Below are 22,570 nucleotides of genomic sequence, written 5' to 3' on the forward strand. Positions count from 1 at the left end.
GCGACGATGATCGGTCACGGACCTGGGACGACTGCGCCCACCGCCCGGATGGCGGGCCGCGCCCTCGCGACGCGAGTCCTGGTGCCCACCGCGGCACTGTGGGTCGCCGTCGTCGGCGCCGGATTCCTCGTCGTCGACGTGCTCGCTCTCGATGAGCGCGCGATCAATGCGGCGTTCGAGGACGCGCGCACCCCTGCGCTCAACGACGTCTCGGCTGTCGTGTCGCGGCTCGGCGACACGGAGGTGCTCATCGCCACGTGCCTGCTGGTGGCGGCCTTCATCTGGTGGCAGTCGCGTCAATGGTGGTTCGCGATGGTGCCCGTGCTGGCGCTCGGACTCCAGGCGCTCGTCTTCATCACCTCGTCGATCGTGGTGGGGCGCTCGCGACCCGAGGTCGAGCCCCTGAGTCACGCGCCTCCCACGTCGAGCTTCCCGAGCGGTCACACGGGTGCGACGGCCGCCGCCTATCTGGCGTTCGCGCTCTGCGCGACCCGCATCCGCCACACGGGCCTGCGCATCACCATTCAGGTGCTGTGCGTGGTGATGCCCATCGCGATGGCCGTGTCCCGCATCTACCGCGGCATGCACCATCCGACGGACGTCATCATGGGTCTCATCGTGGGGGCGACGTGCGCCCTCATCGCGTGGAACTGGCTTCCCACCAGGGACGCCGCGGAGCGAGTGATCGAGGCGACCGCCGCAGACGACTCCGCCCGCGCATCGGCCCGCATGCCGAGCGAGCGCGACGGGACGACGACGGGCTGACGCCTAGACGTTGCCCTGGAAGAGGCTCGTGACCGAGCCGTCGTCGAAGACTTCTCGCACCGCCCGAGCGATGAGCGGCGCGATCGACAGCACGGTGAGCTTGTCGAACTGCTTCTCTTCGGAGATCGGCAGGGTATCGGTCACCACGACCTCCGAGATCTGCGAGTCGCGCAGGCGCTCCATGGCCGGTCCGGACAGCAGCCCGTGCGTCGACGCCACGATCACGTCCTTGGCGCCGTTCTCGAACAGCGCTTCGGCCGCCTGGACGATGGTGCCGCCCGTGTCGATCATGTCGTCCACGAGCACGCACGTCCGGCCCTTGACCTGACCCACGAGTTCGTGGACCTTGACCTGGTTGGGCACCGACGGGTCGCGACGCTTGTGAATGATCGCGAGCGGAGCCCCCAGGTGATCCGACCACTGGTCGGCGAGGCGCACGCGCCCCGCATCCGGGGACACGATGGTGAGGTTGTCGGGCGAGACCCTGGTGCGCACGTACTGAGCGAGCAGCGGCATGGCCCACAGGTGGTCGACAGGGCCGTCGAAGAATCCCTGAATCTGCGCAGTGTGCAGGTCGATCGACATGATGCGGTCGGCGCCAGCGGTCTTGAACAGGTCGGCCATGAGGCGCGCGGAGATGGGCTCGCGGCCCTTGTGCTTCTTGTCCTGCCGGGCGTAGCCGTAGCAAGGGATCACGACGGTGATCTGCTTGGCCGAGGCGCGCTTGAGCGCGTCGACCATGATCAGCTGCTCCATGATCGCCTCGTTGATCGGCGCCGCGTGCGACTGGATCACGAACGCATCGGCCCCGCGCACGCTCTCGCCGAACCGGACGTACAGCTCGCCGTTGGCGAAGGTGTACGCGGTGGTCGGAAGGAGCTCGATTTCGAGGTCACGCGCGACTGCCGTCGCAAGATCAGGGTGCGCACGGCCTCCCGCCACCACCATCCGTCGCTCACTCGCGTGCGAGATCTCTGCGCTCATGCGTCTCCCTTGGAGTCGTCGGCCGTCGCGGCCGGTGAAGTCGACGATAGCCCGTCGGCGTTGTCGTCAGCATCTGTTGCCCGCTTGGCCGCCTCGGCCGAGGTCGTGCCGGCGCGACGCCGCGCGACCCATCCCTCGACGGTCTGCTGCGGTGACGAGTTGATGGCGAGCGCGCCTGGTGGCACGTCGTGGCGCACCGTCGTGCCCGCGCCGGTGTAGGCGCCGTCGCCGATGGTGAGCGGCGCGATCAAGGTGTTGTCCGAGCCGATCCGCACGTGCGATCCGACGGTGGAGCGGTGCTTGTTGACGCCGTCGTAGTTGACGAAGATGGTGCCGGCCCCCACGTTCGTGCCCTCGCCGATCTCCGCGTCGCCGACGTAGCTGAGGTGAGGCACCTTGGCGTTCGGGCCGATGACCGAGTTCTTGACGCCCACGAACTCTCCGACCTTGCCGCCCTCGCCGACGACGCTGCCGGGCCGCAGGTGGGCGAACGGACCTACGGTCGCGCCCGCACCGATCTGCGCGCGCTCGGCGTGAGTGCGCACCACGACGGCGCCGGGACCCACGAGAACGTCCGTCAGCGTGCAGTCGGGACCGACCGTCGCGCCGGTGGCGATCTCCGTCTGCCCGTGCAGCTGCGTGCCGGGAAGGATGGTGGCGTCTGGCGCGAGGGTCGCGTCTGCGTCGATCCAGGTGGTCGCGGGGTCCACGATGCTGACGCCCTCGCGCATCCATCGCTGCAGGATCCGGTCGTTGAGCGCCTTGCCCGCCGCCGCGAGCTGAACTCGGTCGTTCACGCCCTCGGTCGCCCTGGCGTCGGGCGCCACGAACGGGAACACGTGACCGCCGTCGCCCCGGGCGATCGCCACCACGTCGGTGAGATACATCTCGCCCTGCGCGTTGTCCTGGCCCAGGCGCGCGAGCGCGTCGCGCAGCACCGCCGCATCGAACACATAGATGCCGGCGTTGATCTCGGTGATCGCGCGCTGCTCCGCGCTTGCGTCCTTGTGCTCGACGATCTCGACCACCTCGTCGGTGCCGGCGTCGCGCACCACGCGCCCATACCCGGTGGGGTCGTCGACGCGCGCGGTCAGGAGCGTCACGGCAGCGCCGGACTCATCATGAGCATCAACCAGCGCGCCCAGGAGATCGCCGTCGACGAGCGGCACATCGCCGCTGGTGACGACCACGGCGCCGTCGAGCTGAGTGTCGAGCACCGAGATGTCGCCCACCTCTCCGCCCGCGACGCGCGCCGCGACGGCAGTGGCGTCAAGGGTCGAGAGCCCGCAGTACACCGCGCGGCCCGTTCCGGGGATCTCGTCCTGGTCCGCCAGCAGCGCGTGCGGCGCGATCTCACGGATGTGAGCCGCGACGCGTTCACGATCATGACGGACGACGACGGCCACCCGGTGCGGCTCCAATGCGGCGGCGGCCGTGAGCGCGTGGCCCACGAGCGAGCGCCCGGCGATCGAGTGCAGCACCTTGGGAGTGGCCGACTTCATGCGGGTGCCTGCGCCGGCGGCGAGGATCATCACGGCGGCGGGTCGCGTGCGGCTCACCGGGCTCCCTTCTGCTGCCCCTCACGGGGCGTTCAACTGCTGCGGGCACCACTCTACCGGCGGCCGGACCATGCGTCCCACGCGCATCGGCCGTCGCCTCTGCCCATCCCTCCGTGAACTGCGAACCACATATGCCCGCGACACGCCGGGAATGGCCCCTTCTCGGCCCTCTGCACCGGGTGTCGCACGGAGAAGTGGTTCGCAGTGAAAGCGGGGCCACGGCTGGAGGGAGGTGGTGGGGTGGTGGCGAGGGCTCCGCCCACAGGATTCGAACCTGTACTCCAAGGCTCCAAAGGCCTGAGTGCTGCCATTACACCAGGGCGGAACAGGGGGCTCGCGCCCCCGGGTGGCCCAGTCTGCCAGGATTCGCGGCACACTGGGGACGTGACAGACCTGCCCCGGAAGACGCCCCGCGCCCGCATGACCGCCCGTGAGCGGCGCGAGCAGCTGCTCGCCGTCGCCCGCACGCTGTTCGCGGAGCGAGGGTTCGAGGGCACGTCCGTGGAGGAGATCGCGGCCCGCGCCGACGTCTCGAAGCCCGTGGTCTACGAGCACTTCGGTGGCAAGGAGGGCGTCTACGCCGTCATCGTCGACCGCGAGGTCCAGGCGCTGCTCGGATCGCTCACCGGAGCCCTCGACGAGCGTGGCCATCCCCGCCAGCTCGTGGAGCGCGCCGCGATGGCGCTGCTCGACTACATCGAGTCCTCGCCCGACGGCTTCCGCATGCTCGTGCGCGACTCCCCCGTGGCCCAGGGCACCGGGACGTTCTCCTCGCTCATCGGCGATGTGGCCGCGCAGGTCGAGCACCTGCTCGCGCACCAGTTCTCCAAGCGCGGACTCGACCCGTCGAGCGCGCCCATCTACTCGCAGATGCTGGTGGGCATGGTCGCGCTCACCGGTCAGCACTGGGCCGAGGTGCGCGAGCCTTCCAAGGACGAGGTTGCCGCGCACCTGGTGAATCTCGCGTGGAACGGACTCAGCAACTTCGAGAGCGTGCACAGGGAGAACGTTGGGCGCACTCCCACCGTCGACTGACTCCGGCACTCCGGGCCGCAGCGCGGGCGCGGATGCCCCGACAGCCCTATTGTCGGTGGTGTCACTCCACCCACGACAGGTCAGGAGCCTTCTCATGGTCAAGGGATTCAAGGACTTCATCGCACGCGGCAATGTGGTCGACCTCGCCGTCGCCGTAGTCATCGGCGCCGCCTTCGCCATGGTCATCAGCGCCATCGTCGACGGCCTCATCACGCCGCTCATCGCCGCGATCTTCGGCGAGCCGGACCTCACGAGCGTCGCCACCTTCGAGGTCAACGGCGCAGTGTTCAGCCTCGGCCTCGTGCTGGACGCGCTCTTCAACTTCCTGGCCGTCGCCGCCGCGATCTACTTCCTGGTGGTGGTGCCGCTCAACAAGCTCGCCGAGCGCCGCAAGCGGGGCGAGGCTGCTCCCGACGAGCCCGTCAGCCCCACCGAGATCCAACTGCTCACCGAGATCAGGGACGCGCTCGAGGTTCGCAAGCAGCCGTAGGTCGCCGCAGCGGCACGGCGCCGATGCGACGTCACGCGTGCAGCGCTGCGTCACCAGTACAGCGCTATGTCACCGGCACAGCGCTATGTCACCAGCACAGCGCTATGTCACCAGCACAGCGCTATGTCACCAGCACAGCGCTATGTCACCAAGACAGCGCTATGTCACCAGGACTGCGCCGGGCGCGGGCCCGGAGGCGGCGACCACCGCATCGGCCGTATCGGAGACCGTGAGGTGCGCCGCGATCGCGAGCGCGTGCTGTCGCGACCGCGCGAGCGCGGCGACGGTGGGACCTGAGCCGGAGACCATCACGCCCAGGGCGTCCGCCTCGAGCGCCGCGTCCATGACGGACTGCAGGTGCGGAGCGAGCGACAGTGCCGCGGGCTGAAGGTCGTTGACGAGAGCGTCCCCCAACGCCTCCGCGTTGCCGGCCACGAGCGCCACCATGATGGCATCGCTGATGGCCGGGGTGGCCGCCTCGCGCTCGCCGTCGGCCACCATGCGATCGAACTCCCGGTAGACCTCGGCCGTCGAGAGCCCCTGCGCCTGGGTGGCGAGCACCCAGTGGAACCGGCCCCGCGACATGGCGGGAGTGATGTCATCGCCGCGACCGAGGCCGACAGCGGTGTGCCCGTGAAGCACGAAGGGCACGTCCGCCCCCAGCCCGGCCGCGATCTCGTCGAGCTGAGCGCGCGACACCCCGAGGTCCCAGACCTCGGCGCAGGCGAGCAGCGTGGCCGCCGCATCGGCGCTGCCGCCCGCCATCCCGCCGGCCACCGGCACGCCCTTGACGATGTCGAGGTCGACGCCCTCACTGACGCCAAAGGCCTCCCGGAGCGCCAGTGCGGCGCGCGCAGCGATGTTGGTGGCGTCGAGGGGGACCGCCGTGAGGTCTACGTCCGCGCCCCTCGCGGCTCCGACCGTCAGCACGATCGCGTCGTCCTCGCGTGGGGTCGCCGTCACCGTCTCGTACAGGTCGACTGCCTGGAAGACCGTGGCGAGCGGGTGATACCCATCGACCTGGACGGGCCCGACCGACAGCTGCAGGTTGACCTTGCCTGGGGCGCGTACGGTGACGGAGCGGGTCATGCCTCCACCATGTCAGAGGTGGGCGGGTCAGTGGCGGCCAGGGCCTCGGCGATGCGGGCGAACGCCACGATATCGAGCTGCTCCCCTCGCGTGAGGGGCTCGATCCCGACGGAACGCAGCGCAGCCTCGGCGGCGGCCGCCGACCCGGCGATGCCGGAGAGCGCGCCACGCAGCCCCTTGCGGCGCTGGGCGAACGCCGCGTCGATCACCGCGAAGACCTCTCGTCGGGTCGCCGTGGTCTCCGGCGGCTCCCGTCGCTCGATGAGCACCAGGGCGCTGTCCACGCGGGGCACGGGCCAGAAGACGGCGCGCCCCACTCCGCCGGCACGTCGGGTGGCCCCGTACCACGCGGCCTTCGCGGACGGGATGCCGTAGGTCCGGGATCCTGGCGGGGCAGCGAGCCGGTCAGCGACCTCCGACTGCACCATCACCAGCACCCGTTCGATCGACGGGAAGTGCTCGAGCAGGTGAAGGATCACCGGCACCGACACGTTGTACGGCAGGTTCGCCACGAGCGCGGTCGGCGGCAAGGGGAGATCGGTGACGATCAGGGCATCGGCCTGCAGCACGGTCAATCGAGTGGACTCGGCCGATGCGCGCTCAGCCACGGTGCGCGGCAGCGCTTCCGCGAGGATCGGGTCGATCTCGACGGCGGTGACGGTCGCGCCCGTCTCGAGGAGGGCGAGCGTCAGGGAGCCGAGGCCTGGACCGACCTCGACCACGTGGTCCTCGGATCCCAGAGCGGCGATGCGAGCGATGCGGCGCACCGTACCGGCGTCGACGACGAAGTTCTGGCCCCACTTCTTCGCGGGGGACGTGCCGAGGGTCTCGGCGAGGGTGCGGATATCAGACGGGCCGAGCAGGTCCGCCACGCGCTAGTACCAGCCGCGGGACTGGGAGTGGCCCCAGGCGCCACAGGGGGTGCCGTAGCGGCCGCTGATGTAGTTCAGGCCCCACGTGATCTGCGTCGCGGGGTTCGTGCGCCAGTCGGAGCCGACCGAGGCCATCTTGGAACCGGGCAGCGACTGCGGAATGCCGTAGGCGCTCGAGGAGGGGTTCTGGGCGTTGTGGCGCCAGTTCGACTCCTTGGTGAACAGCGCGTTGAGGCAGTTCCACTCATCGCCCGTCCACCCTCGCTGAGCGGCGAGCTCACGGCCGAGGGCACGGTTGGCGCCTGCGTTGGTCGTGGTCGGAATCGTCGGTGCGGTGCGGGCACCCACTGCGACGACCTCATCGACCGGCTCTTCGACGACCACGCGCATGTCCTCGTCGCGCTCGACCTCGACGCCGTCCTTCAGGGTCACGGTGTAGCTCACGAGGGCGGTCCCTTCCTTGCCCTCGGTGACGACGGTGGAGGTGCCCTCCATCTCGTCGAAGTCCTTCTCCTCGACCGACCCGTGGTCGAGCTCGACCTCCTCGGTGCGCACGACCACCTCGAGGTCGGCGGCCGCAGCGGAGACGGGGGCGATCGACTCGTTGGCCACTGCCTGGCTCGCGGAGGCGTCCTCGTCGGCAGCCCAGGCATTCACGCCCACGGAGGCGAACGAGCCCACGGCGAAGGCTCCCAGGGCAAGGGTCGCGGCAGCGGCGTGGGTGCGGCGCATGCGGACGGCGGTGCGCTCGCGGCGGTCGCGGCGTCCGCCCTCAGCGGGCGTCGTGCGTCGGTAGCTCACAGGAGAGAAGGTCCTTTCATACGCGCGCGTCGCGTGCGTTACCAGACTGTTATCTCACATCCGGGTGCTCAGATGCCAGCCGGACTGTCACAGAATGGTCCCAAAACGGGACATTCCACCCACACTTACCAGGGACCATACAGTTCATGCGACGTGTCCCACACTGCGGCGCAGATCTCCTCCAGCGGCCGATCATGCAGTCGCGCGATCTCCCGGACGGTATGCGCCGCGTGGGCGGGCGAGTTGGGCGCGCCCCGATGCGGGTGGGGAGTCAGGAACGGCGAGTCGGTCTCGATCAGCGTCAGCGACAGCGGTGTCACCGCCGCGGCTGCCTGGAGCAGTGAGGCGTTCTTGAAGGTGACGGTCCCCGCGAAGCTCAGGTACCACCCGCGGTCGGCGCACAGGCGCGCCATCGCAGCGTCCCCCGAGAAGCAGTGGAACACCGTGGTCTCCGGAGCTCCGTCGGCCATGAGCACGTCAATGACGTCCGCATGCGCGTCGCGGTCGTGGATCTGCAGAGGCTTGTTCAGCTCCTTGGCCAGCGCGATGTGGTCACGGAATGCCTGCAACTGTGCGCCGCGGCCCTCGGGACCCGTGCGGTAGTAATCCAGGCCGGTCTCCCCCACCACCCGGATGCGCTCTCCCCGCGCCAGCTCGGAGATCTCGGCGAAGGCCTCGTCGTAGGCTCCCTCGGCCGCGAGCACCGCCGCGTCGTTCGGATGCAGCGCCACCCCCCCGACCATCTGCGGAAAGCGCGCGACCGCATCGGCCGTCCACCGGGCCGACTCGAGGTCGCAGCCGATCTGCACCACGCGCGTCACGCCAGCGGCATCCGCCTCCGCAAGCCGGTCCTCGACCGAGCGCGGTTCATCCCCCGCGGGAAAGTCCAGGTGGCAGTGGTTGTCGACGATGGGCCCAGGCAGCGGCGCAGGCGCCGCGGGCCAGACCCCTCTGCGGGTCACGCCTCGCCGGAGCGCATGCGCTCCAGCTCCGCCTCGACGATGTCGTCATCCAGCTTGGTGAAGATGGGCGACGGCGCGGGGATCGCGGTCCCCGCCTGGACGATGCGTCGGCCCCACGTGCCCTGCTGCGCCGAGTAGTCGCCCTGGATCACCGGGTAGTGACGGTCGGGCAGGTCCAGGTCGTCGACCTCGTTGATCTGCGGCATGGGCGCGAACACGCCCTCGCCGCCGAGGGCCTCGTGAACCTTCTGAGCGGAGTGCGGCAGGAACGGCGCGAGCATGGTGTTCGCGTCGGACACCAGCTGAGCGGCGACGCCCAGCACGGTCTTCATGCGCGCGGGGTCCTCCGTCTTGAGCTTCCACGGCGCGGTGTCCGCAAGGTACTTGTTGGCGTCCCCCACCACGCGCATGGCCTCGGACACGGCCTGGCGCTGGCGGTGGTGACGGACCAGCTCGCCGATCGGCGCGAAGGCGGCCTCGGAGGCTGCGAGCGCGGCGCGGTCGATGTCCTGCAGATCGTCGAGCGCGGGGATCGAGCCCACGTTCTTGTTGAGCAGCGACGCGGTGCGGTTGACGAGGTTGCCCCAGCCGGCCACCAGCTCGTCGTTCGTGCGGCGCTTGAACTCGGCCCACGTGAAGTCCGCGTCCGACGTTTCCGGTCCGGCGATCGCGATGAAGTAGCGCAGCGCATCGGGCTGGTACCGCGACAGCATGTCCCGCACGTAGATGACGTGGCCGCGCGAGGACGAGAACTTGTTCGACTCCATGGTGAGGAACTCGCTCGACACCACCTCGGTGGGCAGCTGCAGGTCGCCGAACTCGGAGAGCGAACCGCCCTTGGCCCCGCGTCCGTTCGCGGCGAGCAGCTCGCCGGGCCAGATCTGCGAGTGGAAGGTGATGTTGTCCTTGCCCATGAAGTAGTACGACAGCGCCTCGGGGTCGTTCCACCACTGGCGCCAGGCGTCGGGCTCGCCTTCGCGGCGCGCCCACTCGATGGACGCGCTGAGATAGCCGATCACGGCGTCGAACCACACGTACAGGCGCTTGTTGGGGTTGCCCTCCCAGCCCTCGAGCGGCACGGGGATGCCCCAGTCGATGTCCCGCGTCATGGCTCGCGGGCGCACGTCGGCGAGCAGGTTCTTGGAGAAGTTGAGCACGTTGGGACGCCAGCCGCTGCGAGCCCCCAGCCACTCGGAGAGCTGCTCGGAGACGGCCGGCAGGTCGAGGAAGAAGTGCTCGGTCTCGACGAACTGAGGGGTCTCGCCGTTGATGCGGCTCACGGGGTTCTTGAGGTCGACGGGGTCGAGCTGGTTGCCGCAGCTGTCGCACTGGTCGCCGCGCGCGCCGTCGTAGCCGCAGATGGGGCAGGTGCCCTCGATGTAGCGGTCGGGCAGGGTGCGGCCGGTGGACGGCGAGATGGCGCCGCGCGTGGTCTGCTCGATCATGTAGCCGTTCGAGTGGACGGCCTTGAACATCGCCTGCGCGACCTTGTAGTGGTTGCCCGTCGTGGTGCGGGTGAACAGGTCGTAGCTGAGCCCCAGCGACACCAGGTCCTCGACGATCACCCGGTTGTAGCGGTCGGCGAGCTCCAGCGCGCTCACGCCCTCGCCCTCGGCCTGCACCAGGATGGGGGTGCCGTGCTCGTCGGTGCCCGACACCATCAGCACGTCCTCGCCTGCCATGCGCATGTACCGGCTGAACACATCGGAGGGCACGCCGAATCCGGCCACGTGGCCGATGTGGCGCGGACCGTTGGCATACGGCCATGCGACTGCAGAGAGGATGTGAGACATGGCGCCCATCCTAGTGACCGCTCAGAGGGGCCGATGCGGGGGCCCGGGGGCGCGCGCTACCCGTACTCGGGCGCCGGGTCGAGAGAGAAGAACTCCTCCATGGTCGCGATCTCGCGCTCGCGCATCTCGGTGGCGAGCTCGACTCCCACGTACCGCAGGTGCCACGGTTCGTGCTTGTATCCGGTGACGTCCTCGGTGGCTTGCGGGTACCGCTCGATGAATCCGTACTCGTGGCCATGGGCCGCCACCCATTCGCCCGCGGGCTCGTCGGCGAAGCAGGCCTTCAACCGGCATGCCGCGCTGCCGTAGACATCGACGGCCCACCCGGTCTGATGCTCGGAGTAGCCGGGCCTGGCCGAGAATCGATCGGCGCGGTCGCGTCCCCATCGCGCCACGTAGTCGCCGTAGAGGTACTCCTGGAAGCCGTGGGCGCGGTAGCCCGTGCCGACCGCCAGAGGGACGCCCGCATCGGCCGCCGCCGCTCTCATCTCGCCGAGTGCCGCCGACGCCTCGGGAACCATGGGCGCGCCGCCGTCGGAGTCCAGCTCGGGTGGCGCCCATGTCAGGGGATCGATGGCGCGCGACTTGTTCACCACGACCCACGGGGACGCGGGGTCGTCGAGGGAATGCAGGTCCATGTCGAGGCCGGGCGACACCGAGACGCGCGGCGTGGGGACGTCCTGGGCCTGGGAAGGCGCCGTGATGGGGTCGATGGCGGCCGATGCGCGGGCGGCGGCCTCAGAGACGTCGCCGGGGCTAGGGCTGGTCTCGGCGGCGCTGACGCCCAGGGCGGACATCGCCGCGTCTCTCACGTCTGCGGAGGCGAGGCTCACGCCGGCCGCCGCCCCCGCGACTGCGAGGAGGGCGATGACCGCGACAGTGGTGGCCGGGCGACGGTTCCGCGGCCTCGCGCGTGCGGGACGGCTGCGCCGAGCCGGGCGGTCACGTCCCACGGGCGTCCTCGGCTCGCGCCGCGAGCACGGCCGCATAGAGCTCCCGGCGGGGCACGCCACCGGTGGAGGCAAGGTCCGCGACCGCGTCCTTCGCACGCTCGCCGGCGGCGACTCGCACGAGCGCCTCGGCGACCAGCTCGTCCATCGACGCGGCGCGTGCCGGTCGCCCGGCCACCGTGATCACGATCTCGCCGCGCGGTGCGTCGGCGCTCGCCCACGCCACGAGCTCCGCGAGGGACCCGCGGCGTGTCTCCTCGTATGTCTTGGTGAGCTCACGGGACACCGCGGCAGGACGCTCGTCCCCCCACTGCTGCGCCATCGCGGCGAGCGTCTCCTCGAGCCGGTGCGGCGCCTCGAAGAAGATCATGGTGCGCGGCTCGGTCGCGAGCGCCGCCAGCGACCGCGAGCGCTCCCCTGCCTTGCGGGGCAGGAAGCCCTCGAAGCAGAAGCGGTCGGTGGGAAGCCCGGACAGCGCGAGGGCTGTGAGCACCGCGCTCGGACCGGGCAGCACCGTCACCTCGACGCCGGCGGCCGCCGCGGCCTCGACCACTCTGAAACCGGGGTCGGACACCGTGGGCATGCCCGCATCGGACACCACCAGCACCGCCGCGCCCTCGCGCGCACGCTGGACCAGCATCGCCGCGCGGTCCGCCTCGTTGTGATCGTGCACCGCGACGAGCTCCGCGGTCAGCCCGACGCCGAGCCGGCGGGCCAGGTCGCGCAGGCGCCTGGTGTCCTCGGCCGCGATCAGGTCCGCGTGGGCGAGAGCGTCGCGCAGTCGTGACGAGGCGTCCTCGGAATTGCCGATGGGCGTCGCCGCGAGCACGATCCGTCCAGTCATGGCTCCAGAGTCCCACAGCGCGCACATCGCTCCCGTGCGCCCCCGCCCAATTAGGCTGACGCCTGTGATTCTCGAGACCCTGTGGCGCTGGCGCGTCGCGCTCATGGCCACAGGCGTGGGCCTGCTGGCCGCCATGATGCGATTCCTCGGCCTGGGCTTCCCCACCGATCTGGTGTTCGACGAGGTGTTCTACGCCCGCGGCGCGTACTCCCTGGTGACCCTGGGGTTCGAGGGCGATTGGGGTGGCGACAACCAGGACTTCGCCAACGGCGACTATTCGCAGCTGTCGCCCGCGGGCGACTACGTGGTGCACCCACTGATCGGCAAGCTCCTGATCGGGGTCGGGATCGAGCTGTTCGGGCCGACTCCCTTCGGGTGGCGGTTCATGGGCGCGCTGCTCGGAACTGCGACGGTGGTCATCGTGGCGCTGGTGGCGCGGCACCTCCTGCACTCGACCCTGTGGGGCGCGGTCGCGGGCGTGCTGCTGGCCATCGATGGCGTCCACGTGGTGCTGTCGCGAGCCGCGCTGCTCGACATTTACCTCACGTTCTTCGTGGTGGTCGGCTTCGCACTGCTGGTCGTGGACCGCAGCCGCACCCGACAACGCCTCGCGGCGAGAGCCGATGCGGCACGAGCCGAGCGGGGCCAGGCACCAGGAAGCCTGCTCGCCGGTGCGGGACCACGCACGGGAATCCGGTGGTGGCGGCTCGCCGCGATCGTGGCGCTGTCGCTGTCGGTGGGCGTCAAGTGGTCGGGCCTGTGGTTCATGGCGGCCTTCCTGGTGATGTCCGTGGTGAGCGACATGGTGGACCGGCGCGAGGCAGGCGTCGAGCGCTGGTTCGTGGGTGGCTTCATCCGCGCCGTCCCCGCCTTCCTGGTGACGGTGACGGTGCTGCCTGCGGTCTACCTGGCCTCCTGGCTGCCCTGGTTCCGTGCGGAGGAGTCCTACGGGCGCCGGTGGGCGGAGGAGCACCCGGGGGAAGGCGTCACCTGGCTGCCGGACTCGCTCCGGTCCCTCGTGCAGTACCACCACCAGATGTGGGACTTCCACCGCACCCTCGACTCCCCGCACAACTACGAGTCGAACCCCTTCCTGTGGCTGCTCCAGTGGCGTCCCACGGCGTTTCACTTCGACGATGCTCCTGACGCCGCCTGCGGTGCCGAGCGGTGCGTGACCGCCATCCACGCGATCGGGCACCCGATGATCTGGTGGGCGGGCGTCCTCGTCCTGCTGTACGCGCTGTGGCGAGTCGTGCGCCGCCGCGACATGCTCGCCGCGACGCTTGCCGTCGGCGTGCTCGCCGGATGGCTGCCGTGGCTGCCCTACGCGCACCGCACCATCTTCGGGTTCTACACCGTGTCGATCGCGCCGTTCATGGTGCTGCTGCTGGTGTGGGGGCTTGCGCGCGTGGCACGGCCGGAACGGCTGGGCGGGGAGTGGTCACGGCGCGGCTCGCTGCTGGTGGGCGCGTTCGTCGCGGCCGCTCTCCTCATGGCCGGCTTCTTCACGCCCATCTGGACGGGCGTGCCCATCCCGTTCGAGTACTGGCAGCTCCACATGTGGCTGCCCAGCTGGGTGTGACAACGCAGAACGCCGGCGACCACCCGTGTGGGGCGGTCGCCGGCGTGCTGGCGTTCGTCGTGGTGCGGGGCTACGCCACCGCGAGGATGTCGACCACGAACACGAGCGTGGAGTCGGCGGGAATCGCCTCGGACTCCTGCTCTCCGTAGCCGAGCTCCGGCGGGATCACCAGCAGTACCTGGCTGCCGACGGTCTGGCCCGCGAGGCCCTGGGTCCAGCCCTCGATGAGCTGGCCCTCCTGGAACGCGAACAGCGTGGGCTCGCCGCGGTCCCAGGACGAGTCGAACTGCTCGCCGTCCCAGATCCATCCGGTGTAGTGCGCGATGACGGTGTCCCCGAGCTCGACGACCTCGCCATCGGCCGGCCCCTCGATGAGCTGCTGGACCTCCAGCTCGGTGGGCATCTCGGCGTCGCCGACCTCGACGGACGGCACGCCCGCCTCGTCGAGCGTGACGGTCGGAAGGCCCTCGGCGGGGTCCACAGCCTCGCCCTCGGCGCGGTCGAGAGGATCGATCACATCCGTGATGGTCATCGCCATATAGATCGCCGCGTTCGGAGTGTCCGTGGCGGTCTGGTCGATCGTGGCGAAGATGACGTCCGAGCCGACCGACGATCCAGCCAGCGCGTTGTACAGCGCGGGCTCCAGGGACGTCTCCGAGACGAGCAGGGACTCAGGTGCGTCGGACTCGTAGGTCGAGAACAGCTGAGAGCCATCGGTGCCGGAGGTGATGGTGTAGTCGACGGTCACGACCTGGCCGGACTCGACGGCGGCGCCGTCGCCGTCCTCGACGATGCGGGTCGCGGTGCCGGAGATCGTGCTGGGGGTCTCGACCGTCAGGGTCGGGATGCCGTCACCGTCTTCCTCCCACGTGATCTCGTCGAGCATCGCGACGTCCTGGGCGTTCCCGAACTCGGTGGTCTCGGTGCCGCCGGCCCCGTCAGTGGGGCTGGGAGACGCGCTCGCCTCGTCGTCAGTCCCGGAGGCGCAGCCCGCCAGGACGAGCGTGGCCGCTGCGACGGCGGCGATGGGCAGGTGCTTCTTCACGCTGAAGTACTCCTCGATTGGGGGAAAAAAGCCGTCCGCCACCGTATCCCACGGCCGGGACGCACTCGGTCAACCCCTGGGGCGCGCGAATCGTTCCCGGGTTCAATCCACGCCGCGAGGCCCGAACAGGCGGGACAGCACGATCGCGGAACGCGTCGAATCCACCTGGGGGGCGAGGCGCACCTTCTCGAGTGCCACCTCGAGGTGAGGAGGATTGCGCGCGCGGATGCGGACGATCGCGTCGGCGCTGCCCGTGACCGTGAACGCCTCGTCGACGTCGGGGATCCCGCTGAGGACTCGTCGCAGTTCATGCGGAGCCACCGTGCCGCGGCAGAACAGCTCCACATAGGCCTCTGTCGAGCGACCGTCGATCTCGGGGTCGATGAGCACCGTGAAGCCCTGGATCACATCGTCGGCGATCATCCGATCCATGCGGCGCTTCACCGCGGAAGGCGACAGCCCCACCCGGTCGCCCATCTCCGCATAACTGGCCCGAGCATCGTCCCTCAGAAGTGCGAGGATGCTCCTGTCGAGGTCATCGATGGCCATCAAGGCCTCCCTGCTTCGCCGGATTCCTGCGCGTAGCCTTGAGAATACGCATGTGACCCGCGCCTGAGTCAAGACTTTCGCACGATCTGGTTGACACACTGGGGTGACGAGGCGACTAGACGAAGGGGTCGAGGCCTGATTGCGACGTCTGGGAGGGCGACATGGTGCAGTTCGTAGGGGTTCCGCAGATGCGGGCGTGGGTATCCGAGGCGGGACCGGAGCGGATCATCGCCGGGCTGACCGAGGCGGTCGAGCAGGACCTGCTGCATTGGCGTCGGTTCGACAAGATCCCCAGGGTCGCCTCCCACTCCCCCGTGGGCGTCATCGAGCTCATGCCGACGTCCGACGGCTCCCTCTACGCGTTCAAGTACGTCAACGGGCACCCGTCCAACCCGTCGCGAGGCCTGCAGACCGTGACCGCTTTCGGGATGCTTGCGGACGTCGCGACGGGATACCCGCTGCTGATCTCCGAGATGACGGTGCTGACGGCCCTGCGCACGGCGGCCACTTCCGCCGTCGCGGCCCGCGCTCTGGCGCGACCGGACTCCCGAGTGCACGCACTGATCGGAGCCGGCAGCCAGTCGGAGTTCCAGGCGATCGCGGTCCGTGCCGCGCTGGGCATCGACACGGTGCGCGTGTGGGACACCGACCCGGCGGCACTCGCGAAGTTCGAGCGCAATGCCCGCGCCCTGGGCTTCGACGTTCACCTGGCGTCGTCGGCGGCGGACGCCCTCGCAGGAGCCGACATCGTCACCACGTGCACGGCCGACAAGTCGAACGCCCACGTGCTTGAGGCCTCCATGGTCGCGCCCGGCACCCACATCAACGCGATCGGCGGCGACTGCCCCGGCAAGACCGAGCTCGACCCTGAGATCCTGCGCCGCGCCGCGGTGATCGCCGTCGAGTTCGAGCCGCAGACGCGCATCGAGGGCGAGATTCAGCAGCTGTCGCCGAACCACCCGGTCTCGGCCCTGTGGGACGTGCTCGCAGGGGCTGCCGCAGGCCGTACCGCCGATGCGGACATCACGGTGTTCGACTCGGTGGGCTTCGCGATGGAGGACTTCTCAGCGCTGCGGTACCTGCGCGATTCCGTCGCCGGCACGCACTGGGTCGAGGAGATCGACATCGTGGCCGAGCCGGAGGACCCCAAGGACCTCTTCTCGCTCGCCGTCGCGCCGATCCTCACGCACTGAGGCGCACCCTGCGCTGAGGTTGCACCTGTGCTGAGCCTCAGCTGCTGAGTCAGTTCTGAGGGGTCGCCGCTGGCGGCGTGGGCCGGCCGGTTCGCGCCGCCAGCGCCGCGATCCCCCAGAACAGCAGGTCCACCGCAGCCGACCACACCCGGCTCAGCAGCACCACGAGAGCTGCCGTGGGCGCAGGCAGCACGATCAGCAGGAGCACCAGCTGCGTGGCGTCCCTGGTTCCCAGTCCGCTGGGCACCAGCGGCGTGAGGATGCCGACCACTCCGGCGAACCCGAACGCGCCCACGAGGAACATCAGGTCCGCCGCGCCCACCTCGGGGACGACCGAACGCATCAGCAGCGCGTACGCGAGTCCGGAGAGCAGGGCGCCGCCGCCATACAGTGCCAGAGAATCGCGCACGACTGGCCACCCCACGGGGGACGGCGTGCCGCGACGCAGCAGGCGGAAGCCGAGCGCGAGCAGACGGTTGAACACCGGAGGCGTCATCGCGACGAACCCGGCGATCGCGCACAGTGCGACGACCAGCCGGAGCGCGGAGGAGACCTCGCCGATGCGCGGGTCGAGAGCGAGCAGCGCGAGCGACACCGTCCCGACCGCGACCACCTGCGCCGCGGCCTCCACGAGCGTCGACACCGCCAGTCGCGACTTCGAGATGCCCTGCTCCGCCGCGAGATAGATCTTGCTCGCGATCCACGGCACCGTGCCAGGGATGTAGCGGGCGAGCCACGCCCGCGCATAGATGTCGGAGAGCACCCGCATCGGCGGCAGCTGGCGAGCGCCCAGACGCGACAGCACCACCCGCCACACGACCACGCCGAGGTAACGGAACGCGAGCGCGAGCGCGGTCGCCGCGGCGATCCAGCCCCAGCCGAGGCTGATGCCGTCCAGTTCCGCCCAGTCGATGGCCCACACGAACCACCCGAACGCCACGACGATCGCTGCGTAGAACAGCGCCTTGACCACGGTGACCGCCGGGCGTCGAGGACGACCGGGGGTGCTCGACGCGCGGTCGGCCATCGGCGCCGAGTCGGCGTCCATGTCCCCGGTCATGACCTCGCCGCCGCGAGCGCCGCCGCAAGGTCGTCACGCAGGTGCTCTCGCATGGCGCCGATGCGCTCATGGGTGCGGGCGCGCTGCTCGCCGTCCGCCTCGACCGCGGCGACCATGGCCGTGAGGTCGGCGAGCGCATCGGGCTCGAGCAGTCGTTCGATGGGGCGCGTGTACTCCTGCGCGCCCAGCTGCTCGGCGTACAGGCGGCCCTTGTCCACGTAGTAGTACGTCACCGTGGGAACGCCCACGGAGGTGGCGACGATCCCGGCGTGCAGGCGCAGGGCGACCATCACGTCGGCTCGCGCGATCACCGACCGCAGCGCCTCCGGACCCAGCTCGTCGCCATCGAGCACATGGACCCGGTCGGGTCTCGCCGCCCGGTCCCGCAGCTCGCGCGCATAGGCGGGGTCCTCGCCCATGTGCATGGGGGCCAGCACCACGGCGCCGTGCGATTCCACCAGTGCGTCGACCATGCTCACCACGGTGGTCGCGAGCGACCGAGACTGCGCCGACGGCCCTTGTCCCCTGCGCCACCGGTGAGGCAGCCACCCGCCCTCGCGGTAGTGGAACCACTGCCGGGGCGCGACCACCGCGAAGCGCTCGAAGGGGACGTCGCTCGCCGACTCCGGCCGCGCATCGGCCGCATAGACGGCGCAGTCGTAGCTCGCCGTCACGATGCCGGGCCGCACTCCCCAGGACTCGAGCAGCTCCCGCGACTGCGCGTCGCGGGTCAGGAACGTGCGAGTGCGGGACACGGTGCGGGCGATCAGGCGACGGCTGGAGCGCGCTCGCGTGCGCCCGATGCCCTGAAAGGTGCCGACGACGCGCGGGTTGGCGGCGCTCACGCAGCGCATCTTCACGGCCCAGTACCAGACGCCCAGACGGTTCGTGTAGTCCTTCAGCAGCTCGCCGCCGCCCCAGAGCACGACGTCCGCTCGGCGTGCAGCCCTCATCAGGCGCAGCAGGTCGAGGGGGTTCAACGAGTGGATGTTCTGCGGCAGCACGTCGACGCCGTACCAGTCGCGGTCGCGGTCCGCGTGCTGGGAGATCAGAGTGATGCGGGCGCCGGGTTCGAGTGCGCGCACGAGCGCGACCAGGCCGGCGGCGATCGCGCGGTCCCCGCGGTTCGCCGCCAGGTCCGAGTTCACGACCAGCACGTTCACGCGCGCCATCCTCCCACGCGCGCCGCGGCCTGCAGCCTGCCGACCATGGCGGGCGCGAGCGCCTCCCACGTGAGGCCACGAGCCACGTCGCGGGCAGCTGTGCTCGCCTGTTCACGCTCTGGATCGGTGCGCGTCATCACGTCGACGAGCGCGGTCGCGAGGGCGGGGGCATCCCCCGCGGGAACCACGGTGCCCGCCTGAGTGGCGGCGAGCAGCTCGTGAGCGCCCGAGGCATCGCTGACCACGAGGGCCGCGCCCCGACCGAGCGCTTCGAGTGCCGCGACCGGCAGGCCATCGGCGTCGCCGTCCGCCGCGACGACTGACGGCACCGCAGCCACCCCGGCTTCGGACTCGAGCGCGGCCTTGGCGTCTCCTGTCACATACCCCCGGAACTCCACGCCGGGAAGGCTCGCTGCCTGCCGCTCGAGACGTTCCCGCCACGGGCCGTCGCCGCCGATCAGCAGACGCGCATCGGGCACCGCGGCACGGACAGCGGGCCACGCGTCGAGGAGGACGTGGACGCCCTTCTTCTCGACGAGGCGCGCGACGACGGCAACGGTGTGAGGGTCGGCGACAGACGCATCGGCCGCAGGGGGCGGCGGCGTGACGATGCCCATGGGCGACAGCACGATGTCGCGCTCGAGGGCTTCGCGCTCCGCACCGTCGAAGAACGCCAACAGCTTGGCGGCGGTCTGCCGGCTCACGGCGGTGACCGCGGCCGCCCGGCGCGTGACGCGACGCACGATGGCCGTGCCGAGCGGACCGAGCCTGCGCATCACCGCCACGTCGGAGGCGTGCGTGGTGAAGAGGAACGGCACGCCGGCCCGGCGCGCGACCGAGGCTGCGACGATCGCCTGCGGCGTGAACCAGTGGGCGTAAATGACGTCGGGGCGCCTTGCGGCGACGGCCCGGCGGAGGGCGCGGCGCTCGCCGGCGATGAGCGTCGGAATCACCGCAGCGAGTGATCGACGGGCCGCGATCGCCGGCATGATCCCGCGAGCGGTGAGCACCTCGAACCGAGCGGGGGCGTAGCGGAACCGGTCCTGGGTGACGCGGCCGTCCGCCGATTCTGCCCGCGGCCAGGACAGCGGCCGAGAGGACGGCGTATGAGGCGCGAGGACGCGAACCGTCAGCGTGGGGTCGGCGGCCGCAAGCGACAGCGCCTGATCGAGGACGAAGCGCGGGACGGCGTCCTCACCGTGCGCGGGCACGGTCGATGCCACCACCAGGACGTCCACGGTGCCCACGCTAGTGGGTGGGGCGTCTCAGCCCAGACGGACGAGCTCGCGCACGTCGTCGGTGGGCAGCGCATCGGCCGTGGCCGTGACCTCCATCGACTCGAGGTCGAGCGGCTCCCCGATCGTCGTGAGGAAGGCCGTGTCAGCGGCGTCGCGGCCGGTCGCGATGCGCACCATGGTCTGGCGCGGCGCGAGGGTCGTGGCATCCACGGCCCACCACTCGCCGTCGACGAGGGCCTCGGCGACCGCGTGGAAGTCCATCGGCGACAGTCCGGGCGCGTACACCGACACCAGCCGGGCAGGCACGTCCATGGCGCGCAGCATCGCGACCACGAGGTGGGCGAAGTCGCGACACACGCCACGGCGGGTCATGTACGTCTCGGCCGCACCATCGGTGGGGCGGGAGGAGCCGGAGATGTACGCGAGCTGCGTGCCCACCCAGCTGCCCACGAAGGACACGAGATCCAGCCCTGAGCGCCCACCCGCCTCGGCCACGGCCGTGGGCGTGAGGGTGTCCGACTCGCAGTACCGGCTGGGCCGCAGGTATTCGATGAGGTCCATCTCGGTGACCTGAGCGGGCTCGGACCGACCGTGAACGGTGGCGCGATAGTTCACCTCGACGCCGCCCCCGGAGACATCGCACGTGTGCAGGCGCGTGCCGTGCTCGTCCGACAGCTCGGTGATCGCGAGCTCCCGGCCCCCCTGGGTCACCACTAGCGACTCCTCGGCTCGTTCCTTGTCCGCCACCGCGATGGACAGCACCAGGCGTGCGGGTCCGGAGGCGGAGAGGCTGAGGGAGGAGGTCACGTCGCGTCGCATGCCTGCATCGTCTCACTTGCCGGTGACGGCGTGCACACTGCTCTCCTGCCGGCACCGCACGAATCCTTCGTGCCGGCACTGCGCGCGACGCTCACGACAACAGCAGGATCTCTAGCTCGGGATCCGGCCGGACGACCGATGGCGGTTCCTCCAGGGGCGAGTCCCCGGCCCGCGGTTCGATGCTCGGAGGACCGTGTTCCCGGGGTGGCGACTCGGTGGCGCCGGCAGCGTCGAGCTGCCGCCGGTCTCGTTCCGTGATGCCGAACCGTGCCTTCCCTCCGAGTCGTGGCGTCCGTGCCGGGTCGACGGAGGCAGGTGGTGTGAACCACACCTCCTCGTTGCTCGCACGAATGTCCCACGCGCCCCACCTGTCGCGGTGGATGGTGTGGTGACAGGCGACGCAGAGCATCACGCCGTTCGACAGGTCCGTGACGCCGCGGTCTCGGTCCCACCACTCAATGTGATGCGCCTCGCAATGGCTGGGCGGTGCCCCACACATCGCACACCCTCCGTCGCGCTCCAGAAGTGCGACGCATTGCGCGGGGCTGAAGAGGCGCTTCTCGCGACCCACGTTGAGCTTCTCGTCGTCTCCACCGAGGACCAGCGGCAGGTAGCCAGCATCGACGGAGGCGCGCCGGAGCTCACCGACCGGGATCGCACTCCCCGCGCCGTCAACCGTCGCTGCACCCTCAGGGTCCAGCCCCAGCAGCTGATCGAGCGTCATGCGGACGATGACCTTGGTCGTCGCATGCGCGATCGGCGCCTGGTCGCAGCCGAGCATGTGACGTGCAAACGTCGCCAGGGCGTCGGCACGGATCTGGCCGGGCCTCCGGTCGTCGTCCGCCAACGGGTCGCCATCACGGCGCCGCCGCAGAGCGTCCTTGACCACCCCTTCCAGTGCGGCACGGATCGGCACAGCGGTGACGGGGTCGAGAATGCCGGAGATCCGCACCGCACCGTCAGGCTGGTCCTTGATCACTACGAAGCGTTCCTTCGCGAGCCGCCGCTGCCTCTCCGTGGCGTCCTTCTCGACAAGGCCGTCACGCCAGCGCATCACGATCGGCGCGAACTGCTCGGCGCTCAGCCCCGGCGCCCTCTCCACCAATCTCCGCTCGGCAAGCGCCACCTGGTCACGAGTCGCGGCGTCGGACACGGAGTCGAGCATCCGGGTGACCTGCGCCGCATGATCCACACTGATCCGCCCCGCGCTGAGCGCCCCCGCCACCACCGGATACGTCGGTTCGTCAGGTTCAGTCGCCTCCTCCCCCGCGGCGACTGCCTGCTCTGCACGTCGGGCCCGCTCCTCGGCCTCAGCCATCACCCGCCCGGCACGGATCAACCGGTCCGCCTCGCGCCTTGACCCCCCGGTGATCGCAGCAATCTGCTTGGTCGGCTCCGAGAACCCCTGCTTGCGAGCAAGACCCGTCGCACCCAGATCGATCGAGGACCGCCGTGCGATCTCCGCGCACGCCGCCGCCAACAGCAGATCCGAGTCGCGCTTGACGTCGGTCGCCGCCGCCTGCACGTCGAGCAGCACCCGCTCCGAGAGACCAGAGGCCGCCTCGCCTGCCACCAGCGCACGTACCGTGCTCAACGCTGTGCGCGCCTGCGCGAGGGCGTCCTCGAGCCCCGCCGGCGCATCGGCCGACTGGACGGGAAGCTGCCCGGTCGAGGTCATGCAGACAAGTCAACCAGCGCCCTCTGACACACCACAATGCCTGGCAGATATATGTGGAGAGACAAAGCGCATCGGGACTTGGGGACAACCGCAAGCCAA

At 70.3% G+C, this 22,570-nt stretch carries 21 protein-coding genes and 1 tRNA gene; 5 read left to right on the forward strand and 17 right to left on the reverse strand.

Annotation, left to right across the window (positions count from 1 at the left end; genetic code table 11):
* The first annotated feature begins 6 nt into the window (after window positions 1-6).
* Window positions 7-765 (forward strand): phosphatase PAP2 family protein, encoded by a 759-nt coding sequence (locus tag QQX02_RS03925; protein WP_301141349.1) that lies wholly within the window; start codon window positions 7-9, stop codon window positions 763-765.
* Window positions 766-768: 3 nt separating this feature from the next.
* Here the strand turns inward: QQX02_RS03925 and QQX02_RS03930 are convergent, their stop codons facing one another.
* The 3 genes from QQX02_RS03930 to QQX02_RS03940 all read right to left on the reverse strand — a co-directional run bounded on the left by QQX02_RS03930 (window position 769) and on the right by QQX02_RS03940 (window position 3,633).
* The gene (locus QQX02_RS03930) at window positions 769-1,749 is read right to left on the reverse strand and encodes a ribose-phosphate diphosphokinase (RefSeq protein ID WP_301141350.1); all 981 of its coding nucleotides are present in this window, start codon (window positions 1,747-1,749) and stop codon (window positions 769-771) included.
* Window positions 1,746-3,308, reverse strand: coding sequence for a bifunctional UDP-N-acetylglucosamine diphosphorylase/glucosamine-1-phosphate N-acetyltransferase GlmU (gene glmU / locus QQX02_RS03935; protein ID WP_301141351.1), 1,563 nt, complete (start codon window positions 3,306-3,308; stop codon window positions 1,746-1,748). Before glmU ends, QQX02_RS03930 begins: the two co-directional genes overlap by 4 nt.
* A 253-nt stretch (window positions 3,309-3,561) precedes the next feature.
* Window positions 3,562-3,633 (reverse strand) — tRNA-Gln (locus QQX02_RS03940).
* Window positions 3,634-3,728: 95 nt separating this feature from the next.
* Here QQX02_RS03940 and QQX02_RS03945 point away from each other — a divergent pair.
* Window positions 3,729-4,343 (forward strand): TetR/AcrR family transcriptional regulator, encoded by a 615-nt coding sequence (locus QQX02_RS03945; protein ID WP_301143654.1) that lies wholly within the window; start codon window positions 3,729-3,731, stop codon window positions 4,341-4,343.
* A 94-nt stretch (window positions 4,344-4,437) separates the two neighbouring features.
* Complete coding sequence (mscL, locus tag QQX02_RS03950; protein WP_301141353.1) at window positions 4,438-4,833, forward strand: large conductance mechanosensitive channel protein MscL; 396 nt, start codon at window positions 4,438-4,440, stop codon at window positions 4,831-4,833.
* A 159-nt stretch (window positions 4,834-4,992) separates the two neighbouring features.
* Here mscL and QQX02_RS03955 read toward each other — a convergent pair whose 3' ends face one another.
* From QQX02_RS03955 to rsmI, 7 genes are all read right to left on the reverse strand, one after another.
* Window positions 4,993-5,922 (reverse strand): 4-(cytidine 5'-diphospho)-2-C-methyl-D-erythritol kinase, encoded by a 930-nt coding sequence (locus QQX02_RS03955; protein ID WP_301141354.1) that lies wholly within the window; start codon window positions 5,920-5,922, stop codon window positions 4,993-4,995.
* Window positions 5,919-6,794, reverse strand: coding sequence for a 16S rRNA (adenine(1518)-N(6)/adenine(1519)-N(6))-dimethyltransferase RsmA (gene rsmA, locus QQX02_RS03960; RefSeq protein ID WP_301141355.1), 876 nt, complete (start codon window positions 6,792-6,794; stop codon window positions 5,919-5,921). The genes QQX02_RS03955 and rsmA overlap by 4 nt, the downstream gene beginning before the upstream one ends.
* A gap of 3 nt (window positions 6,795-6,797) precedes the next feature.
* Window positions 6,798-7,595, reverse strand: coding sequence for an aggregation-promoting factor C-terminal-like domain-containing protein (locus QQX02_RS03965; RefSeq protein ID WP_301141356.1), 798 nt, complete (start codon window positions 7,593-7,595; stop codon window positions 6,798-6,800).
* 125 nt (window positions 7,596-7,720) lie between these two features.
* Window positions 7,721-8,557 (reverse strand): TatD family hydrolase, encoded by an 837-nt coding sequence (locus QQX02_RS03970; protein WP_301141357.1) that lies wholly within the window; start codon window positions 8,555-8,557, stop codon window positions 7,721-7,723.
* Window positions 8,554-10,350 carry a methionine--tRNA ligase gene (gene metG / locus QQX02_RS03975; protein ID WP_301141359.1) on the reverse strand — a complete coding sequence of 599 codons (1,797 nt, stop codon included), beginning with the start codon at window positions 10,348-10,350 and terminating at the stop codon, window positions 8,554-8,556. Before metG ends, QQX02_RS03970 begins: the two co-directional genes overlap by 4 nt.
* A 56-nt stretch (window positions 10,351-10,406) precedes the next feature.
* Window positions 10,407-11,183, reverse strand: a complete 777-nt coding sequence (locus QQX02_RS03980) for a M15 family metallopeptidase (protein ID WP_301141361.1) — start codon at window positions 11,181-11,183, stop codon at window positions 10,407-10,409.
* Between the two features lie 109 nt (window positions 11,184-11,292).
* On the reverse strand, window positions 11,293-12,144 hold the full coding sequence (rsmI, locus tag QQX02_RS03985) for a 16S rRNA (cytidine(1402)-2'-O)-methyltransferase (RefSeq protein ID WP_301141363.1): 852 nt from the start codon (window positions 12,142-12,144) through the stop codon (window positions 11,293-11,295).
* A gap of 64 nt (window positions 12,145-12,208) precedes the next feature.
* Here rsmI and QQX02_RS03990 point away from each other — a divergent pair, with 64 nt between their 5' ends.
* Window positions 12,209-13,726, forward strand: coding sequence for a dolichyl-phosphate-mannose--protein mannosyltransferase (locus tag QQX02_RS03990; RefSeq protein WP_301141364.1), 1,518 nt, complete (start codon window positions 12,209-12,211; stop codon window positions 13,724-13,726).
* A gap of 70 nt (window positions 13,727-13,796) precedes the next feature.
* Here QQX02_RS03990 and QQX02_RS03995 read toward each other — a convergent pair whose 3' ends face one another.
* Both QQX02_RS03995 and QQX02_RS04000 read right to left on the reverse strand, forming a co-directional pair.
* Complete coding sequence (locus tag QQX02_RS03995) at window positions 13,797-14,771, reverse strand: FKBP-type peptidyl-prolyl cis-trans isomerase (protein WP_301141366.1); 975 nt, start codon at window positions 14,769-14,771, stop codon at window positions 13,797-13,799.
* Between the two features lie 102 nt (window positions 14,772-14,873).
* Window positions 14,874-15,320, reverse strand: a complete 447-nt coding sequence (locus tag QQX02_RS04000; protein WP_301141368.1) for an Lrp/AsnC family transcriptional regulator — start codon at window positions 15,318-15,320, stop codon at window positions 14,874-14,876.
* Between the two features lie 161 nt (window positions 15,321-15,481).
* Between QQX02_RS04000 and ocd the strand changes: the two genes are divergently transcribed.
* Window positions 15,482-16,513: an ornithine cyclodeaminase gene (gene ocd, locus QQX02_RS04005; RefSeq protein WP_301141369.1), complete on the forward strand. Its 1,032-nt coding sequence runs from the start codon at window positions 15,482-15,484 to the stop codon at window positions 16,511-16,513.
* Between the two features lie 49 nt (window positions 16,514-16,562).
* Here ocd and QQX02_RS04010 read toward each other — a convergent pair whose 3' ends face one another.
* The 5 genes from QQX02_RS04010 to QQX02_RS04030 form a co-directional block, all read right to left on the reverse strand.
* Window positions 16,563-17,573, reverse strand: coding sequence for a lysylphosphatidylglycerol synthase domain-containing protein (locus QQX02_RS04010; protein ID WP_301141370.1), 1,011 nt, complete (start codon window positions 17,571-17,573; stop codon window positions 16,563-16,565).
* Complete coding sequence (locus tag QQX02_RS04015; protein ID WP_301141371.1) at window positions 17,570-18,736, reverse strand: polysaccharide pyruvyl transferase family protein; 1,167 nt, start codon at window positions 18,734-18,736, stop codon at window positions 17,570-17,572. The genes QQX02_RS04010 and QQX02_RS04015 overlap by 4 nt, the downstream gene beginning before the upstream one ends.
* Window positions 18,733-19,974, reverse strand: coding sequence for a glycosyltransferase (locus tag QQX02_RS04020; protein WP_301141372.1), 1,242 nt, complete (start codon window positions 19,972-19,974; stop codon window positions 18,733-18,735). Before QQX02_RS04020 ends, QQX02_RS04015 begins: the two co-directional genes overlap by 4 nt.
* A 27-nt stretch (window positions 19,975-20,001) precedes the next feature.
* Complete coding sequence (locus tag QQX02_RS04025) at window positions 20,002-20,793, reverse strand: transglutaminase-like domain-containing protein (RefSeq protein WP_301141373.1); 792 nt, start codon at window positions 20,791-20,793, stop codon at window positions 20,002-20,004.
* Window positions 20,794-20,884: 91 nt separating this feature from the next.
* Window positions 20,885-22,471: an HNH endonuclease signature motif containing protein gene (locus tag QQX02_RS04030; RefSeq protein WP_301141374.1), complete on the reverse strand. Its 1,587-nt coding sequence runs from the start codon at window positions 22,469-22,471 to the stop codon at window positions 20,885-20,887.
* Between the last annotated feature and the right edge of the window lie 99 nt (window positions 22,472-22,570).

This window comes from Demequina muriae (assembly GCF_030418295.1).
GTDB lineage: Bacteria > Actinomycetota > Actinomycetes > Actinomycetales > Demequinaceae > Demequina > Demequina muriae.

Bases quoted from the DNA above. Each gene is read 5' to 3' on its own strand.
- QQX02_RS03925 (WP_301141349.1), top strand. From the start codon at position 7: ATGATCGGTCACGGACCTGGGACGACTGCGCCCACCGCCCGGATGGCG.
- QQX02_RS03930 (WP_301141350.1), bottom strand. From the start codon at position 1,749: ATGAGCGCAGAGATCTCGCACGCGAGTGAGCGACGGATGGTGGTGGCG.
- QQX02_RS03945 (WP_301143654.1), top strand. From the start codon at position 3,729: ATGACCGCCCGTGAGCGGCGCGAGCAGCTGCTCGCCGTCGCCCGCACG.
- mscL (WP_301141353.1), top strand. From the start codon at position 4,438: ATGGTCAAGGGATTCAAGGACTTCATCGCACGCGGCAATGTGGTCGAC.
- QQX02_RS03955 (WP_301141354.1), bottom strand. From the start codon at position 5,922: ATGACCCGCTCCGTCACCGTACGCGCCCCAGGCAAGGTCAACCTGCAG.
- metG (WP_301141359.1), bottom strand. From the start codon at position 10,350: ATGTCTCACATCCTCTCTGCAGTCGCATGGCCGTATGCCAACGGTCCG.
- rsmI (WP_301141363.1), bottom strand. From the start codon at position 12,144: ATGACTGGACGGATCGTGCTCGCGGCGACGCCCATCGGCAATTCCGAG.
- QQX02_RS04000 (WP_301141368.1), bottom strand. From the start codon at position 15,320: ATGGCCATCGATGACCTCGACAGGAGCATCCTCGCACTTCTGAGGGAC.
- ocd (WP_301141369.1), top strand. From the start codon at position 15,482: ATGGTGCAGTTCGTAGGGGTTCCGCAGATGCGGGCGTGGGTATCCGAG.
- QQX02_RS04010 (WP_301141370.1), bottom strand. From the start codon at position 17,573: ATGACCGGGGACATGGACGCCGACTCGGCGCCGATGGCCGACCGCGCG.
- QQX02_RS04025 (WP_301141373.1), bottom strand. From the start codon at position 20,793: ATGCGACGCGACGTGACCTCCTCCCTCAGCCTCTCCGCCTCCGGACCC.
- QQX02_RS04030 (WP_301141374.1), bottom strand. From the start codon at position 22,471: ATGACCTCGACCGGGCAGCTTCCCGTCCAGTCGGCCGATGCGCCGGCG.